This is a genomic window from Paenibacillus sp. 1011MAR3C5 (assembly GCF_003591485.1).
Classification (GTDB): Bacteria; Bacillota; Bacilli; order Paenibacillales; family Paenibacillaceae; genus Pristimantibacillus.
Map to the genome: position 1 here is coordinate 388,382 of NZ_QZCF01000003.1, position 14,600 is coordinate 402,981.

Here is a 14,600-nt window from a genome sequence, read left to right on the forward strand (position 1 = left end):
AAGGATGAATAACGAAAGTAACCTCATACAGCAACATATCAAGACGATGAAAGAGGCGTTGTCATCGGCTACACCGGGTCCATGGGTAGATACTGAAGACGCCGTTAGAGTGGGCTTTGATAAGGAGTGTAGTTGGATTTGCCAAATGTATGATCATGACTCTGAATCAGGCGAAGAAATTGAGTACGAGAATATGAAAGCTAATGTACACCTAATCTCAAACTCTCCCACATGGCTCCAGCAGTCTATCGAAATGTTGGAGCAGCAGCAGAGGGAGATAGCCGACAAGGATAGGGAGATTGAGCGGTTGTGTCGGATTGAGTTTCCTCGGCAGCCCCAAAAACAAGGCGGATGGACGATTAACCCAGATTATTTAGAGCTTGTGCGAACCGAAATTGAAAATTGTTATCCGGCTGATGAAGTTCCAGATTATGAACCATCGTGGGAACAGACAGAAATGGTGTTGCTGGCAATTGAAAGGATCAGGGCGCTATCCCACAAGGAGGTATCTACGGATGTCCAAGAATAAAGCCCACGCATCAAACGGTAAACAATGGGTTTATACGCAAAAGGGATGCGAGCATTATGACAGGACCTATAAAGGCGACTACATTCGTAGGACACCTGGACAGCCGGTGCCGGAATATCACCGTAAGTCATGTCCGGCACTATGGACTGAGCAAGGCTGGGTAGAGGAAGGGGATGTCCAAGATGATAAATAAGCAACACATCTACAACACAAAATGCATCGTCTGTGACGCTCAGGTTTACGATTACGAGCCGCAAATGTGCTGCGATGGCCGAGAATGTGGGTGCATGGGTAAACCCCTTGAACCGCCATTATGTTCGACTGAGTGCGAAGAGAAAGTGTTCGGCAAGTATGTTGGGGTAAAGGAGGAAACAGAACAATGATTAAACTGACGAGGATTGATGGTCCTATTGTCTATGCATCACCAGAGCAAATAAAATTTGTTTCTCTTAATCCAGATGACGAGGCTGTAACGATTGTTTCGTTCGGTAAAGAGAATTATGCAAATATACAGGAATCCCCCGAAGAAGTAGCCCGAAATGTATTGGAGTATAAGTTGGCTATGGAACGATATAAGGCTTCGAGTGTAGCTGCTTATATCTACCATTCACAGGACGGGAAGAATCCGTATAAACAGCCTCTTGATGAAAGAATTATACTTGGCAAGCTGGCTGGACTGGAGGAATCCCAATGAGACCATACCAAGGAAAGCGGATTGATAACGGTGAGTGGGTTGAGGGCTGGTACATTCGATACGAACATATGGGAATTGTTAGGCACATCATCGCAACAAGCTATGCACAGATTTATGCGAACTCCCATGATGTCGATCCCGATACAGTAAGGCAAGATTCGGGAGTGCCAGATAAGTACGGGAAACCCGTTTTTGATGGGGATATTCTAAAAGTTCCTGACCTATATGAAACTCCTGAAAATACGGAGACAAGGTATCACAATGAACTGGTGACATTCGAAGATGGAGCTTTTTGTGCAGACGGTACTCCAATGTATGACGATGCTCAGTACATCTCAGATGAATGTGAAGTCATCGGCAATCGTTGGGACCATCCTCACTTACTGGAGGTATCGGACAAATGAATAAGCACGAATTGAAGACATGGCCGCAATACTTTCAAGCCGTGTGGGACGGAACCAAAACGTTTGAAGTGAGGCGCAACGACCGTAACTTCCAAGTTGGAGACATGCTTGTTCTGTTGGAGTGGGACCCAGAAAAGGATGAGTGGACGGGATCAGGAGTTTGCAAACGCGTGACTTATATCCTTGATACGCCGGAGTTTGTAAAGGAAGGTTACGTTGTAATGGGAATTGCTCCATGGCCTAGTAAGGAGGTATCGGACAAATGACAACTCCAAAAGGATTTAATCATATCAGCCAAGATGTATATTTTAATCCATCAACAAACGAGATTGTTATAGTTGGCGAGTTGGACGATGAAGACGAAACTCACAACTGCGATCATATGGGTTGCTCCTCAGTAAATCACGTTGTTTTCCGGGGTAAGCTCGCAACATGGCGTTATTCACCGCCAACCAAGAAGAGAGAACCATATTTCTATAAAGGGGTATCGGTATGACAGCATACAAACCTACCTATACGGCCCCCGCTGACGCTGGGATAATTCAGTCGATTTGATGGCGGCAGAGCCGCAGTAGATCCATATAGCGAAGGAGTGAGAACGATGGAAGTTCGACTTTATGATTCCAAATTATCAATGAATAACAAGTGCGAAGAGATGGAATTGGTGAAAGTTTTGGCAGCAATCGAGATGTATAGGGATTTGGATTTCGGCGGTTTTATCATCGTAGATGGAAAAAGTTATCGCCATTGTATGTATAACAGGGAAAAAGAAATTTTAGGAGTAGAACCTGTAGAACTCAATGAAGAAGGGGAAGAAATTGATTACAGTAGTGATTTTACTTGCCCTTATTGTGGAGCAGTGAACCACGATGCTTGGGAGCTTTCCGATGAAGGAGAAACCCAATGCGGCTCTTGTAGTTCTGAAATTGAATATGAAAGAGTCATTACCATTGAGTACAATATCAAACCTAAGAAATGCGCTCCAGTGACTGAGTGTTAATGAACAGTTAGACGAAATAACGAATCAGGCCGTCAGGGCATCGGAACGACCGAATATGCTTAGCGCCAGCGGCGGCCGAAGGAGGGTATTAGATGACTAGGGATAAGGTATTGGCGGTGTTAGGGCTATGACATACAAATGCGAGCTTCGCCTAAACGACGAGAACCAAGAACTGCATATCGATACGATTGAGGTTGATACTATTCCTCGAGCTGGCGAATACATCGTCGTGGTCAAAAGAAATGAGACAAAGCGATATAAAGTTGCTGAGGTTTGGCATTTCATCAAAGGCGTTCAAAAAATAGTGCTGTATGTAAATCATACAGGTCGGTGAGGGAGGAAGAACATGGACAACCAAACATGCGGAGTATGTAACCATAGCGTTCCACTGGATCATGCTCAATTGACTCGTGCTGAGTCTGACGGATCATCCACGCCCTATCACATGGGATGCGAGGGGCAATCGAAACATATCAAACCTTGTGCAGACTGCGGGAATCATCGATTAGTTTGCAGCGAATGCGCGGAATGGGGTGACGGGGATGGACAGGGATAACCAAAGGGATAAACTAGCGGACGGATGCCCCGAATGTGGAGGCATGGGAGAAGTGCGATCGTTCGGATCCGTTAAGAGTTGCGATCATGCATATGCGCGGGATAAACGATTAGAGGAGATACGCAACCATGTCGAACGGACAAGCGCGGTTATTGTTAAAAAAGAAGTAGCAGTTAATTTGCTAGAGGAAATAGACCTCCTCCAGGGAGAGAGGGATAAAGCCATAGAGGGGTTGCGGGAAGTAGCGGACGAGTCCAGTCACGAAGATGCTTGTGTCACCAAGATTAACGGAATCGTTCAAGATACCCTTAAGGAGTTAGGGGTGAACGGGAAATGAAGACGTGGGCGCTCGAACATCCATACTTAACGACAATCATAATCATTTTTGCTCTAATCACTTTAGAATCCATAACGAGAATGATTACAGGGATCTTGCCACAACGAAAGGGGCGAAAACCTAATGACCAATCAACTTAAACTGCGCCGAGGGACGTTCCAGCACGTCGAAAGCGAGCTTTACGCCTATCACGATACCCGCAAAGAGATTGTACGGTTAAAGAATGAAATACTTTACGGCAGAACGAATGAAGACGAGAATGTCGGAGGAGGCCGGGGCAGCGGCGTGAGCGACCCAACGGCGAGGACGGCGGTGCTGCTGACAAGTCATAAGAAGCTGGAACAGCTTCAGAACATCACTGATGCGATAGAGGCAGTATACGAGGCGTTGCCGAAGGATAAGCAAAGGTTAGTGACGCTGAGATATTGGACAAGGCCGCAAACGTTGACATGGGAAGGGATTGCGAAGGAGATCCCAGCGCACAGAGCGACGGCAATAAGATGGCGGGATGAGATCATTAGTGCGATCGCCTATAAGGTGGGTTGGCGTTGATGCGACTCCAATGCGACTTTTGGCCTGTCAAATCATGATATATTGATAGTGTCGGAGAAAACAAAGAGAAGCCGCCAGCGCTTGGTAGCTTCTCTGTTTTTGTTAAGCAGCAAAAGTAAGTACTTTGACATTACTCAACCTGTTGGCAGCAATAATTCTCTCAAGGTGGGTTCTTTTCGGAAATATCGACTGTTTTTCTGTTGGAATAAATACGTATGTTTCGCCTTGTTTGTTAAAAGCTCTCAATTGATTGATAGTATGAGAGTTTGTGCAACTATCAAGTGTTTCAACCTCAATGATTATTGGACTGCCGTCTCTTTCTATGTAAACAATATCCGGCTTGTGTCCATTAATTAATGGTGGAACGCCATCCTGCCATTTAATGTGGTCTGCGACAACAATAAACCCGCCGGCCTTAAGTCCCGTTGCAATTCTTGAGATCATCATATCATGATCAAGTTGTTTTACTCCGTTTCTACGGTAAGGAAACATAGTTTAACCCCCTAGATTTTATAATTAATTACAGGTAAATGATACCACATTAAAACCTCAATATATAGTGTTTTGATTATAAATTATCACTATATATTGATTAAAATTATGAGAACGCCTGAATTGGATGGAGTCGCTGTATGGCGACTTTTTCTGTTTGTTGGGCCGGGGTCTCTTCGGAGATAGGGTAGGCGTCTGCCCGGAGTCGAAAGGTGGAATCGACTATGTTAACTGAATGGAGAGAGGAGACATGAGACTTTATGAATTAACGATTTCTATTACGAACCATGCATTAGAGCAGTATTGCATCCGAGTCGAAGAAATGCAGCGAGAAGAACTGGAGAAATTGGTCGACTCGCAGATTCAGCAGAGAGACTATCGACGAGAGGAACAATTCATTCATATCGGCGGCGTTTGGTGGGTAGCTGAGTACACCGATACAGGAGTAAGGCTGATAACCTGTTATGGTCGTACGAACTTTGACATACCTGCAGCACTGGGTTGGGCGGCAAGACATAAGGATAGGTTGGTGTTAGATGATGCCTAGTAAACCGAAAAGACCATGCGGTAAGCCGGGGTGCAAGGAGCTCGCGACAGAGAAGTATTGCGAGGCGCACGTCAAGAGTGAGGCATTGGCTTATGAACGAGCACGCGGATCAGCTTATCAACGCGGGTATGATAGCAAGTGGCAGCGGTACAGTCGGCGCTTCCTGAGAGCTAATCCGTTATGTGCTTGTGCTGATTGCGCGAAGCTGCTGGTCCCGAAGCCGTCCGAGGTCACGGACCATATCATCCCGCACAAGGGAGACAAGCGGCTGTTCTGGGATCCAAAGAATCATCAACCGATGGCGAAGAGATGCCACGACAGGAAGACAGCTAAAGAGGACGGAGGGTTCGGGAGATGAGTTGTGATAAACCTTCTATGTGCGGCAATGAAGAGAAAGAGTGTACACCTTGGTGGCATTGGCCGATAGCAATTGCATTTGTTGTGGGGTGGATATATGCCTATGCTCGAGGAATCGTGTTTCTGATGGGAGGATAGACAGGGGGGAGGGGGTAGTCGAATCCCTCGGAGTTGCCGAACCAAAGACCGCGCCTCCCATTTGCGCAAACTTTTTTCGGGAAATGAAATTTTCGGAGGTGAGCCCTGATGGCAGGCAGACGAGCCAAACCAATCGGATTGCATCTCGCGCAGGGCAATCCGAGCCATTTGACCAAACAAGAAATCGAGGCGCGACAACAAAATGAATTGAAGCTCGGTGTCCAGGACCTGGCAAAACTGAAAAAGCCACCATTCGTGGCGAAGGACAAGACGGCCGCGAAGCTTTGGAACGAGTTGATCAAAGAGTACAAAGTAGCTGCCGAGCAGAACGTTGAATTACTTACCAGTTCCGACGTCGGAGCGTTGGGACTTTACTGCAAAACGTATAGCGAATACAATCGTCTGCTCGAAGCGTACCAGCGGGTGGACAACATCGCACAGGATACGGACAATCTTTACGATTACATCATGGAGCAAGACGATTACGTCATGAAGTCGATGTCTAACATTGCTCAACTCGCATCGATAGACGGCATCCTTAAAATCGAGACAGCGATCAACAAGAAGATGGACATGCTGCTAAAACTGCAGGACCGGTTATTTCTCAATCCGCTCGCCAAGATCAAGAACGTGCCAAAGCCTGCGAAGAAGGAAGCAAAGCAGTCGGCGATGGGAGCGTTCATGAACAAACGGGCTGGTGGCCATGGCACATGATAAGCAGCGCGCGCTTGAGCCGATCGAGTTTATTCAAATGCTCCATGCCGTCGACGACTTTTACGGTCAGCCATTCGTGCTTCTCCAATGGCAATACGAGATACTTTGGGATGTATACGGAACAGTAAATGCCGACAACTACAGGCAATACCGTTACGCGTACCTTGAGGTTCCGAAAAAGAACGGTAAGACAAGTCTAATTGCGGCAGTCGCCCTCTACCACTTGACCTGCGACGGACCTGGCGGACAGATTTACTGCTGCGCCGCCGACCGCGAACAGGCAAAGTTGGTTTATATGGCCGCCTGCGCGATGATCGAGCAAGAGCCGGAACTTGAGGCGATCCTAAAAGTCACGGATAGCCGCAAGGAAATCAAGAACAAACTCACCGGTACGGTCATGAAGGTTCTGTCGGCCGAAGCGTTTACGAAGCACGGAATCAACCCGACGGTGGTCATCTTCGACGAACTCCACGCACAGCCGAAGCGCGATCTCTGGGACGTTATGACATTCGGCGCCGGAGCTGCACGGAAGGAGCCACTCTGGTGGGTTATCACGACGGCCGGCGACGATCCGGACCGGAATTCGATCGGATGGGAGATTCATGAGAAAGCTTCAAAGATCCTTTCCGGTGAGCAGATTGACCCCTATTGGTACGTTAAGATTTTCGGAGCCCCGGAAGACGCGGATATCTACGACGAGAAAGTTTGGTTCGAAGCTAATCCGTCACTGGGTCACACGATTAGCATAGAATCCGTCAGGCAAGAGGCGCTGGCTGCTCGCAATAGCGAAGCATCTGAGCGCCTTTTTCGTTGGCTGCGACTCAACCAATGGGTCGCACTAAAGCGGATCGGATGGCAGCCACTTACTCTGTGGGATCAAACTGTAGGTAAATGGACTGCGGCGGATCTCATCGGCAAGAAGTGTTATCCCGGTCTCGACTTATCCAGCACGACGGACATTACCGGTGCCGTCTACCTTTTCCCGCCGCAAGAGGGGCTGACTGACTGGCGCTTTATACATGACGCCTGGATTCCAGAAGACAGCATGCGCGAGCGGGTAGCCCGGGACCACGTACCTTATGATCGTTGGGTTAACGAAAGGTTCATCCATGCGACGCCGGGGAATGTCGTCGATTATGACTTTGTTGAAGCTCGGCTGCTTGCGGCAAGCCGTCAGTACAAAGTTGCAGCACTCGGAACTGACCCATGGAACAGCAGGATGTTGACACAGCGACTGATGCGCGAGGGCGTGAATGCCATTGAGATTGCGCAGAACATGGCACAGATGTCGCCTGCGATGAAGACGATCGAGAGGCTGATGAAGTCGGGCCATATGACGCATGAAGTTAATCCGGTCGCCCGCTGGTGTTGGGGGAATACGATCGTCGCAGTAGATGGCAATGAGAATATAAAACCCATGAAGAACCGTTCGATTGAGCGTATTGACTTGACAGTAGCGTTGATAAACGCGATGGCTACGGCAATGATTTATGAAAACGTCGATGTTTCCATTTATGAAACTCGCGGCCTGCGTCGCTTGTAGGGAGGTGAGAGAAAAATTGAAGCTATCAACCAGGATAAAGACGGCGTTCAAGGCCCTTGCTGGCGAGTACAATATGGACGATTTTGATAAAGAGGTACGCGTCCGCTACCGAGGCGGTAGCTCACATGCCGGTGTTGAAGTAGATGAGTCGTCGGCAATGCGGTTTATTTCCGTTTATTCATGCGTCCGCGTATTAGCCGAAGCGATCGCATCATTGCCAATAACAGTTCATCAAGAACGAGCTAACGGGCGTGGATCTGATAAGGTAAGAGATCATCCGTTATTCGATTTGTTATATACTGCGCCGAATACCGATATGACAACGGTCTCTTGGCGTGAACAGCAGATCGCAAGTATGGCGCTTGCAGGGAACTGCTATTCTGTCATTTCACGTAACGGCCGTGGCGATGTCATTGACTTGTACCCTGTACCTTGGACGGATTGCACGCCGGAGCGTGATTTATCAGATTACCGGATTTATTACAACATAAATGATCGCGGTAAGTTCGAGAGGTTCCCGGCTACTGAGGTGTTCCATGTTCCAGGTATGGGATTTGACGGCATACAGGGATACAGTCCCGTTAGAATGGCTGCCGAAGCGATTGGAACTGGCATAGCGGCCGAACAATTTAATGCTCGTTTCTTTGGTCAGGGAATGAATGTCGGGAGTGTGCTTGAGACTGACAAGGCTATGAGCGACAAAGCATTTGATCGGCTCCGTGATGATTTTGAGGAGCGTGGAAGCGGACTAGCAAATAGTTGGCGCCCGTTGGTGCTGGAGGAAGGTCTGAAATTCAACCGGATACCAATGCCTCTCAAAGATGCACAGTTTATCGAGGGCAGACAATTCACCCGCAGCGAGATAGCCGGGCTTTTCCGCGTTCCTCCACATATGATCGCTGACTTGTCGAGGAGCACGTTTTCCAACATCGAGCATCAGTCCATCGATTTTGTAACGTACTCACTCATGCCGTATATCGTGGCATGGGAAAAGGCGATATCATGGCGGCTACTTACACCATCAGAGAGGCGTAGCGGATTGTATATCAAATTCAACGTTGCTGGTTTACTTCGGGGTGATTATAAGAGCCGTCAGGAAGGACTTGCAATTCAACGCCAAAACGGCGTAATCAGTACAAACGATTGGCTTGAGATTGAGGATATGAACCCGCGAGACGATGTGGGTGCGGAATCGCTGCTCGTTAACGGAAATATGATTTCGGTTGAAGTCGCAGCAGGGGCTAAACCAAATGGAGGAGGTGGTACAGGTGCCGCAGATTGAGATTAAAGGCGTTATCGTCTCAAACGATGATGCTTGGATTTATGATTGGTTCGAGATGGAACACTCCAGCCCGAAAAGTGTTTCTGATGCCATGGCAACAGCTAACGGCGAGCCGCTTGAGGTACTAATCAATTCGCCGGGTGGCGACGTTTTCGCAGGTTCAGAGATTTATACATCTTTGAAGTCGTACAGCGGGGATGTCACTGTGAAAATAGTGGGTTTAGCGGCGAGCGCTGCGTCAGTAATCGCAATGGCAGGCAATAAGGTGCTAATTTCCCCCACAGCTCAAATCATGATTCATAATGTGAGCTCGTATTCGGGCGGTGATTATCGTGATCACTCACATACTTCTGACACACTCAAAGGATGGAATAAGTCCATTGCGAACGCATATGCGTTAAAAAGCGGGATTCCAGAGCCGGAACTGCTCAGCATGATGAATAAAGAAACCTGGCTCACTGCACAAGAGGCGAAAGAGAAAGGATTCGTCGATGAAATCCTTTTCGATGAAGGACGCCGTCTTGCAGCATCTATTAGCGGACTGCTCCCGCCGGAAGTTATAGCAAAACTCCGAAATGAGCTTAAAAATAAATCGGCACCACAAAGGCAGACAGCTTCACGGTCTGTCTCTTTTTATGCCAAAAAACTCGCACTTAAAAAGGAGATGGTCTAATTGACAATCGCAGAAATGATGCAGGCCAGAGCGGCCAAACACACAGGCATGAAAGCTTTGCTCGATAAAGCAGAAACCGAAAAAAGAGAATTAACACCGGAGGAAGAGGCGCAATTCAATGCGCTGGATTCCGAGTATGAACAGCTCACAGCGCAGATCCAAGCGGCAGAGGAAGCAGAAGGTCGGAAAAGCAAAATTGCTTCTCGTGAAAACGAACTCGGGAAACCAACGGGGCAGCCATATCGGCCATCTGCTTCTGCGCTTGGCGGCATGCCGGTGCAACAAAAGAAGATGGACGATGGCGGTTTTACAAACCTTGGTGAAATGATTAATGCCGTTCGATTCGGAGACACGCGTGGCCGACTGTCAGAATTGCCCGTCAACCAAAATCAAGGCGGCGGGTACAAAGTGCCCGATGCATTCGTTGCGAGCATGCGCCCGCAGTTCCGAAATGAATGGCAGATGGGAACCGGTGAAGACGGTGGGTTTGCGGTTCCGGTTCAACAGGATACCTCCCGACTTCTGCAGTTGAATTATTCCAACAATATCGTTCGTTCGCGTGCACAAGTATTGCCTGCTGGTGATCCGCCAGACGCTGCTATTACAATTCCTGCTTTCAGTCAGGGCGCCGACGGTTCTCTCGGCGGGATTACGGTAACGTGGATCGCAGAGGGTGCCGACAAACCAGAAACGGACGCGAAGTTGTTTGAGGTAACACTGACTCCGCAAGAAGTGGCAGCCACGACGGTAGCCACAGATAAATTACTGCGTAACTGGTCGGCTGGTTCGGCATTTATCACCAGCCTGCTACGCCAAGCAATGAATACTGCTGAGGAGATCGCTTTCCTCACTGGTAATGGAGTTGGAAAACCGACTGGAGTATTGACGGCAGCCAATACGGGCGCAATCTCTGTAAACCGGGCAACTTCAGGAACTGTCACGTATCTTGATGTTTTGACGATGTTGGCACGCCTGCTGATGTCTGCGAATGCGCAGCCGATTTTCATCGCAAACCAATACATGCTCCCGCAAATCGCGTCCATCAGAGACGACGACGGGAAAATCATTTTCGGTTCTGGCGATGCAAGTAAAGGTATTCCTGCAACCCTATTGGGAATCCCGATTCACTTCACAGACAAAGTTCCTGCTTCGGGATCGAGAGGCGATCTGTCATTGATTGACTTTAACCAATACCTGATCAAGGATGGTTCTGGTCCGTTCGTGGCAGCTTCTGAGCACGTTTTATTCCGTTCGAACAAAACGGTCATCAAATGTTTCTGGAATGTCGATGGCAAACCATGGTCGCCTGCTCCGCTTACACTTGAAAACGGTGTGATAGTGTCGCCTTACGTTATTCTCGACGTTCCCGCTGGACCGTAACGATTACTTGGGCGGCCTAACGGCCGCTCTCCCTGGAAGGGGGAAATAAATTGCAATACAAAGTAACATCCGAATTCATTGATCGCCGGACAGGCTTTCGCATGAAGCCGGGCGATATTGTACAGGCAAATGACGTGGAACTCGAAGTCCTACGGAAGATACGCGTTATTGGGGAGGCGGTGAATCATGCTGAAACTGAAACAAATCATACCACCGGACGCCGAACCAGTAACAAACGAACAAGTCTACACACAACTTAGGTACGATGATGACATGATTACGCCGGAGTTAACAAATCAAATATCTGATCTGATTACGGCTGCGCGGGAATGGTGCGAAGGTTATCAAAACCGCGCTTACTTGACACAAACGATAGAAGTCGCCCTTGACAAGTGGCCTTGTAATAATACTATCCAGTTACCACGTCCACCGCTGCAATCCTTTGTTTCGCTCATTTATTCGGATAATGGTAATTTAATTACGGTTAATCCCGACAAGTACACCATTGATGATTACTCTTTTGTGCCCCGGCTTATATCAAAGTCATGGCCTTCAAGTAAATTGCCAGTTGCTAACGGGATTATAGTTAGGTATGTTGCGGGATGGGCAAGCATTGCTGAGGTGCCACAACGAATAAAGCAAGCCATCATCATATTAACGGTCCATTGGTTTGAGAATGGTATGTGTGACCCGCCTCCAGCGGTATATAACTTGCTTAATTTAGATAGGGTGATACCGATATGAGTTGTTATGATTGCGGTAAGAAAAATGACACTCTTGTCAATCGTTTGAATAAACGAGTCACCATACAGCGCCCTGTAGAATCTCGTGCAGATAGTGGATCGACAATCATCGTATATGAAGATGTTGCTACGGTATGGGCAGCTATTGAGCCATTGCGGGGCAGAGAGTTCTTTGCAGCTTTTGCTGAGCATGCCGAAGTGACGACACGTATTCGAATCCGCTATCGCGAAGGGATTGATCGCACTATGGTTGTCAAATATGGAACTACGCTGTTTGAAGTCCTGCACATCATCCGTCCTAACTTTAACAACGTAGAGTTGCAATTGATGTCCAAGGAGCGTCAGTAGTGGCGCGAAATACGCAAATTATCGGTCAGAAAGAACTGGAGCGCGATTTCAAGAAACTTGGCAAGGCTCCCCAAACAATTGCCACACAATCGGCTCGAGCTGGCGCGAACGTAGCGTTTAAGGCCGCGAAACGAAACGCTCCTGTTGAATCGGGTAATTTGAAAAGTGGCTTGATTATGAAGCGAGAGCGTCGCGTAAAAGCTGGTAAAGCGGTTTATGACATCATGATGGACCCAGCCAAAACACACCTTTACGTCAGTGTATCGAAGGATGGGAAACGATCATATTACCCGGCAAGTCAAGAGTACGGCTTTATGACGGATGACGGTCGTTATATTCCAGGATACCGCTATTTGCGTAGATCTATCGACGAGAATGTTCGAGAAATTGAGCAGAAAACGCTCGAAAAGGCAGGGAAACTTGTAGACAAACTGTTAAAGGCGAGAGGGTGATTGAGTGTTTAGATCAGAATTGGTTCATGAACTTGAGTCTATAGCAGGGTTGGAACGCCGTATCTATCCACTCAACGCGCCTGAGGCGGTACGAAAAACAAGGGTTCCTTATTTAATCTACCTCGGTGGTACTGGTCTCAAGGCTAAAACGCTTAATGAAGGCTACCACGGTACGCAAATGGTGAGGGTTGAATTAAACGTTGTCGCTGCTGACTACGACACAATGACGTTATTAACGGAGCAAGTGGTCGAATTGCTGGAAGGCATGGAGCAGCGAGAAATTGGGGTAGCAAAACTCTTTATTCAGAGCGTTAACTATGAGACGCCTGTTGAAATATATGAACAAGCACCGGATTTGTATCGATGTCAAATGGATACGATTTTTTATTTTTAAGGGAGGTTGACCGCATTGACAAAAGCAGCTCACAGAGCGATTGGTACGAAGTTGCAAATGGGTTTGAATTTTATCTCAGACCTAAGCTCAATTTCGTCTCCAAGTGTAACGAGAGAAGAAATTGATGTTACGACATTGGACAGTGAAGATGAGTACCGTGAATTTATTGGTGGTTTTAAAGATGCCGGAGAGGTTAGTGTTTCCGGTTTTTTTGTGCCAACCAATGTTGGACAAGCGGCCATGTATGCTGCCCTAGAGACTGGAGATGTACAGCAGTTTCAGATTATTTACCCCGCTCGCCTAGGGGCGTCTTGGAGTTTTGAGGGAATTATTACGAATTACAATGTGACTGCCGAGTTAGAGGGCGCGTTGGAGTTCGAAGCGACAATACGTGTCAGCGGTAAACCTTCTCTCAATATGACCCCAAGTACTGGCCTTACCGCCTTGTCTTTGAGCGGTGCAGGCGGTGCATTGGCCCCTGCGTTTGCAGCTGACAAAAACTTTTACACGTTTGCAGGGGTAACAGCCGCCACCATAACAGCAACGGCAACAGCTGCAAGTCATGCGCTTAAACTGTTTGTGGATGGTGTATTTGTACAAGCACTGACCAGCGGGACAGCATCGAATGCCATTGCGTTGGCAACAGGGCAAAGTAAACGGCTAACCATCGTTGCTCAGCAAGAGGGCAAGACACAAGTCGCCTACGAAATCATCGCAGTTCGGACTTAATACAGGCCCGGGGGAAACCTCGGGCTATTTAAACTATTCGGGCAATTTAATTAATCGGAGGAATTAAGATATGAGCAAAAACGACGTTGTCATGATTGAGTTGGACCGTCCAAGGGAGTTGCGCTACGGTCACAAAGCGATAAAACGCCTTTTGGCGATGACTGGTAAGGATATTGAGAACTTATCCACGGAAGATCTCGATTTAGAGGACTTGGAGAAGTATCTGTACTGCGGTCTCTTGTCCGATGCGAGAGATAATAATGAGACGTTAACGCTCGAGCAGATGGAAGACTTGCTCGATCAGGCGCCATCGTTTGCCGAACTGATTGAAAAAATGAATCATGCCTTGGAATCAGCTTTTGGAGAGATGGTTGAGGGAAACGAACCAGTGGGGAAGCAGCCCAAGACGAAGGCTTCACCTGGGAAAAGTCGCTAAAACTAGCCTACTCATTAGGCATATCGACTGCTGAGTATAACGAAATGACGCCTCGTGAATTAATGCTGCAGGCGGCAGTGTATAGCGAAAAAGCGGAACATGAGCATCAAGAGAAAACAGCGATTGCATATCTGACAGCCGCATTATATCGTGCCGAAAAAATGCCAAGGCTTGAGAGCCTACTGAAAAAGAATGAAGCGCCTAAGACAAAACAAAACCAGACACCAGAAGAAATGCTTGCTGTAGCCATGAGGTTAAACGCAGGTAACAAGGGTCAATTGATCGGAAAGGAGGGATAAC

24 protein-coding genes are annotated in these 14,600 nt (G+C 47.8%); 23 read left to right on the forward strand and 1 reads right to left on the reverse strand.

From position 1 onward, the window contains the following. Nucleotides 1–4: 4 nt before the first annotated feature. From D3P07_RS11450 to D3P07_RS11500, 9 genes are all read left to right on the forward strand, one after another. The gene (locus tag D3P07_RS11450) at nt 5–529 is read left to right on the forward strand and encodes a hypothetical protein (protein WP_119800357.1); all 525 of its coding nucleotides are present in this window, start codon (nt 5–7) and stop codon (nt 527–529) included. After that, nucleotides 516–722: a hypothetical protein gene (locus tag D3P07_RS11455; protein ID WP_119800358.1), complete on the forward strand. Its 207-nt coding sequence runs from the start codon at nt 516–518 to the stop codon at nt 720–722. Before D3P07_RS11450 ends, D3P07_RS11455 begins: the two co-directional genes overlap by 14 nt. Before the next feature lie 186 nt (nt 723–908). Continuing rightward, nucleotides 909–1,223: a flagellar FlbD family protein gene (locus tag D3P07_RS11465; protein ID WP_119800360.1), complete on the forward strand. Its 315-nt coding sequence runs from the start codon at nt 909–911 to the stop codon at nt 1,221–1,223. Further along, a complete protein-coding gene (locus D3P07_RS11470) occupies nt 1,220–1,627 on the forward strand; it encodes a YopX family protein (RefSeq protein ID WP_119800361.1) in 408 nt (135 codons plus the stop codon). The genes D3P07_RS11465 and D3P07_RS11470 overlap by 4 nt, the downstream gene beginning before the upstream one ends. Next, entirely contained in the window at nt 1,624–1,893 is a 270-nt protein-coding gene (locus D3P07_RS11475; RefSeq protein ID WP_119800362.1) for an ASCH/PUA domain-containing protein, read from the forward strand. Before D3P07_RS11470 ends, D3P07_RS11475 begins: the two co-directional genes overlap by 4 nt. Next, nucleotides 1,890–2,123, forward strand: coding sequence for a hypothetical protein (locus D3P07_RS11480; RefSeq protein WP_119800363.1), 234 nt, complete (start codon nt 1,890–1,892; stop codon nt 2,121–2,123). Before D3P07_RS11475 ends, D3P07_RS11480 begins: the two co-directional genes overlap by 4 nt. Nucleotides 2,124–2,228: 105 nt before the next feature. Beyond that, on the forward strand, nt 2,229–2,627 hold the full coding sequence (locus tag D3P07_RS11485; protein WP_119800364.1) for a hypothetical protein: 399 nt from the start codon (nt 2,229–2,231) through the stop codon (nt 2,625–2,627). A 542-nt stretch (nt 2,628–3,169) separates the two neighbouring features. Beyond that, nucleotides 3,170–3,520, forward strand: coding sequence for a hypothetical protein (locus D3P07_RS11495; protein ID WP_119800366.1), 351 nt, complete (start codon nt 3,170–3,172; stop codon nt 3,518–3,520). Between the two features lie 123 nt (nt 3,521–3,643). Then, nucleotides 3,644–4,072 carry a transcriptional regulator gene (locus D3P07_RS11500; RefSeq protein WP_119800367.1) on the forward strand — a complete coding sequence of 143 codons (429 nt, stop codon included), beginning with the start codon at nt 3,644–3,646 and terminating at the stop codon, nt 4,070–4,072. 102 nt (nt 4,073–4,174) lie between these two features. Here the strand turns inward: D3P07_RS11500 and D3P07_RS11505 are convergent, their stop codons facing one another. Next, nucleotides 4,175–4,564, reverse strand: coding sequence for a hypothetical protein (locus tag D3P07_RS11505; protein WP_119800368.1), 390 nt, complete (start codon nt 4,562–4,564; stop codon nt 4,175–4,177). 250 nt (nt 4,565–4,814) lie between these two features. On the opposite strand from D3P07_RS11505, the gene D3P07_RS11510 reads away from it, so the two are divergent. From D3P07_RS11510 to D3P07_RS11575, 14 genes are all read left to right on the forward strand, one after another. Further along, nucleotides 4,815–5,111, forward strand: coding sequence for a hypothetical protein (locus D3P07_RS11510; RefSeq protein ID WP_119800369.1), 297 nt, complete (start codon nt 4,815–4,817; stop codon nt 5,109–5,111). Next, nucleotides 5,101–5,469 carry an HNH endonuclease gene (locus D3P07_RS11515; RefSeq protein ID WP_259391451.1) on the forward strand — a complete coding sequence of 123 codons (369 nt, stop codon included), beginning with the start codon at nt 5,101–5,103 and terminating at the stop codon, nt 5,467–5,469. Before D3P07_RS11510 ends, D3P07_RS11515 begins: the two co-directional genes overlap by 11 nt. Nucleotides 5,470–5,714: 245 nt before the next feature. Continuing rightward, on the forward strand, nt 5,715–6,320 hold the full coding sequence (locus D3P07_RS11520) for a terminase (RefSeq protein WP_119800370.1): 606 nt from the start codon (nt 5,715–5,717) through the stop codon (nt 6,318–6,320). Further along, nucleotides 6,310–7,863 carry a terminase large subunit gene (locus D3P07_RS11525; protein ID WP_119800371.1) on the forward strand — a complete coding sequence of 518 codons (1,554 nt, stop codon included), beginning with the start codon at nt 6,310–6,312 and terminating at the stop codon, nt 7,861–7,863. The genes D3P07_RS11520 and D3P07_RS11525 overlap by 11 nt, the downstream gene beginning before the upstream one ends. Before the next feature lie 16 nt (nt 7,864–7,879). After that, on the forward strand, nt 7,880–9,145 hold the full coding sequence (locus tag D3P07_RS11530) for a phage portal protein (RefSeq protein ID WP_259391452.1): 1,266 nt from the start codon (nt 7,880–7,882) through the stop codon (nt 9,143–9,145). Then, nucleotides 9,114–9,818 (forward strand): head maturation protease, ClpP-related, encoded by a 705-nt coding sequence (locus D3P07_RS11535; RefSeq protein ID WP_259391453.1) that lies wholly within the window; start codon nt 9,114–9,116, stop codon nt 9,816–9,818. Before D3P07_RS11530 ends, D3P07_RS11535 begins: the two co-directional genes overlap by 32 nt. After that, a complete protein-coding gene (locus tag D3P07_RS11540) occupies nt 9,819–11,198 on the forward strand; it encodes a phage major capsid protein (protein ID WP_259391454.1) in 1,380 nt (459 codons plus the stop codon). It begins immediately after the preceding gene. Between the two features lie 186 nt (nt 11,199–11,384). Then, nucleotides 11,385–11,942 carry a head-tail connector protein gene (locus tag D3P07_RS11545; protein ID WP_119800374.1) on the forward strand — a complete coding sequence of 186 codons (558 nt, stop codon included), beginning with the start codon at nt 11,385–11,387 and terminating at the stop codon, nt 11,940–11,942. Further along, nucleotides 11,939–12,289, forward strand: a complete 351-nt coding sequence (locus D3P07_RS11550; RefSeq protein ID WP_119800375.1) for a phage head closure protein — start codon at nt 11,939–11,941, stop codon at nt 12,287–12,289. Before D3P07_RS11545 ends, D3P07_RS11550 begins: the two co-directional genes overlap by 4 nt. Then, on the forward strand, nt 12,289–12,741 hold the full coding sequence (locus D3P07_RS11555) for an HK97 gp10 family phage protein (protein WP_119800376.1): 453 nt from the start codon (nt 12,289–12,291) through the stop codon (nt 12,739–12,741). Before D3P07_RS11550 ends, D3P07_RS11555 begins: the two co-directional genes overlap by 1 nt. Nucleotides 12,742–12,745: 4 nt before the next feature. Further along, nucleotides 12,746–13,135 (forward strand): DUF3168 domain-containing protein, encoded by a 390-nt coding sequence (locus tag D3P07_RS11560; RefSeq protein ID WP_119800377.1) that lies wholly within the window; start codon nt 12,746–12,748, stop codon nt 13,133–13,135. Nucleotides 13,136–13,150: 15 nt separating this feature from the next. Continuing rightward, on the forward strand, nt 13,151–13,864 hold the full coding sequence (locus D3P07_RS11565) for a phage tail tube protein (RefSeq protein WP_119800378.1): 714 nt from the start codon (nt 13,151–13,153) through the stop codon (nt 13,862–13,864). 70 nt (nt 13,865–13,934) lie between these two features. Next, nucleotides 13,935–14,300 (forward strand): hypothetical protein, encoded by a 366-nt coding sequence (locus D3P07_RS11570; protein ID WP_119800379.1) that lies wholly within the window; start codon nt 13,935–13,937, stop codon nt 14,298–14,300. A 44-nt stretch (nt 14,301–14,344) separates the two neighbouring features. Beyond that, a complete protein-coding gene (locus tag D3P07_RS11575; RefSeq protein WP_119800380.1) occupies nt 14,345–14,599 on the forward strand; it encodes a hypothetical protein in 255 nt (84 codons plus the stop codon). Nucleotide 14,600: the final 1 nt, after the last annotated feature.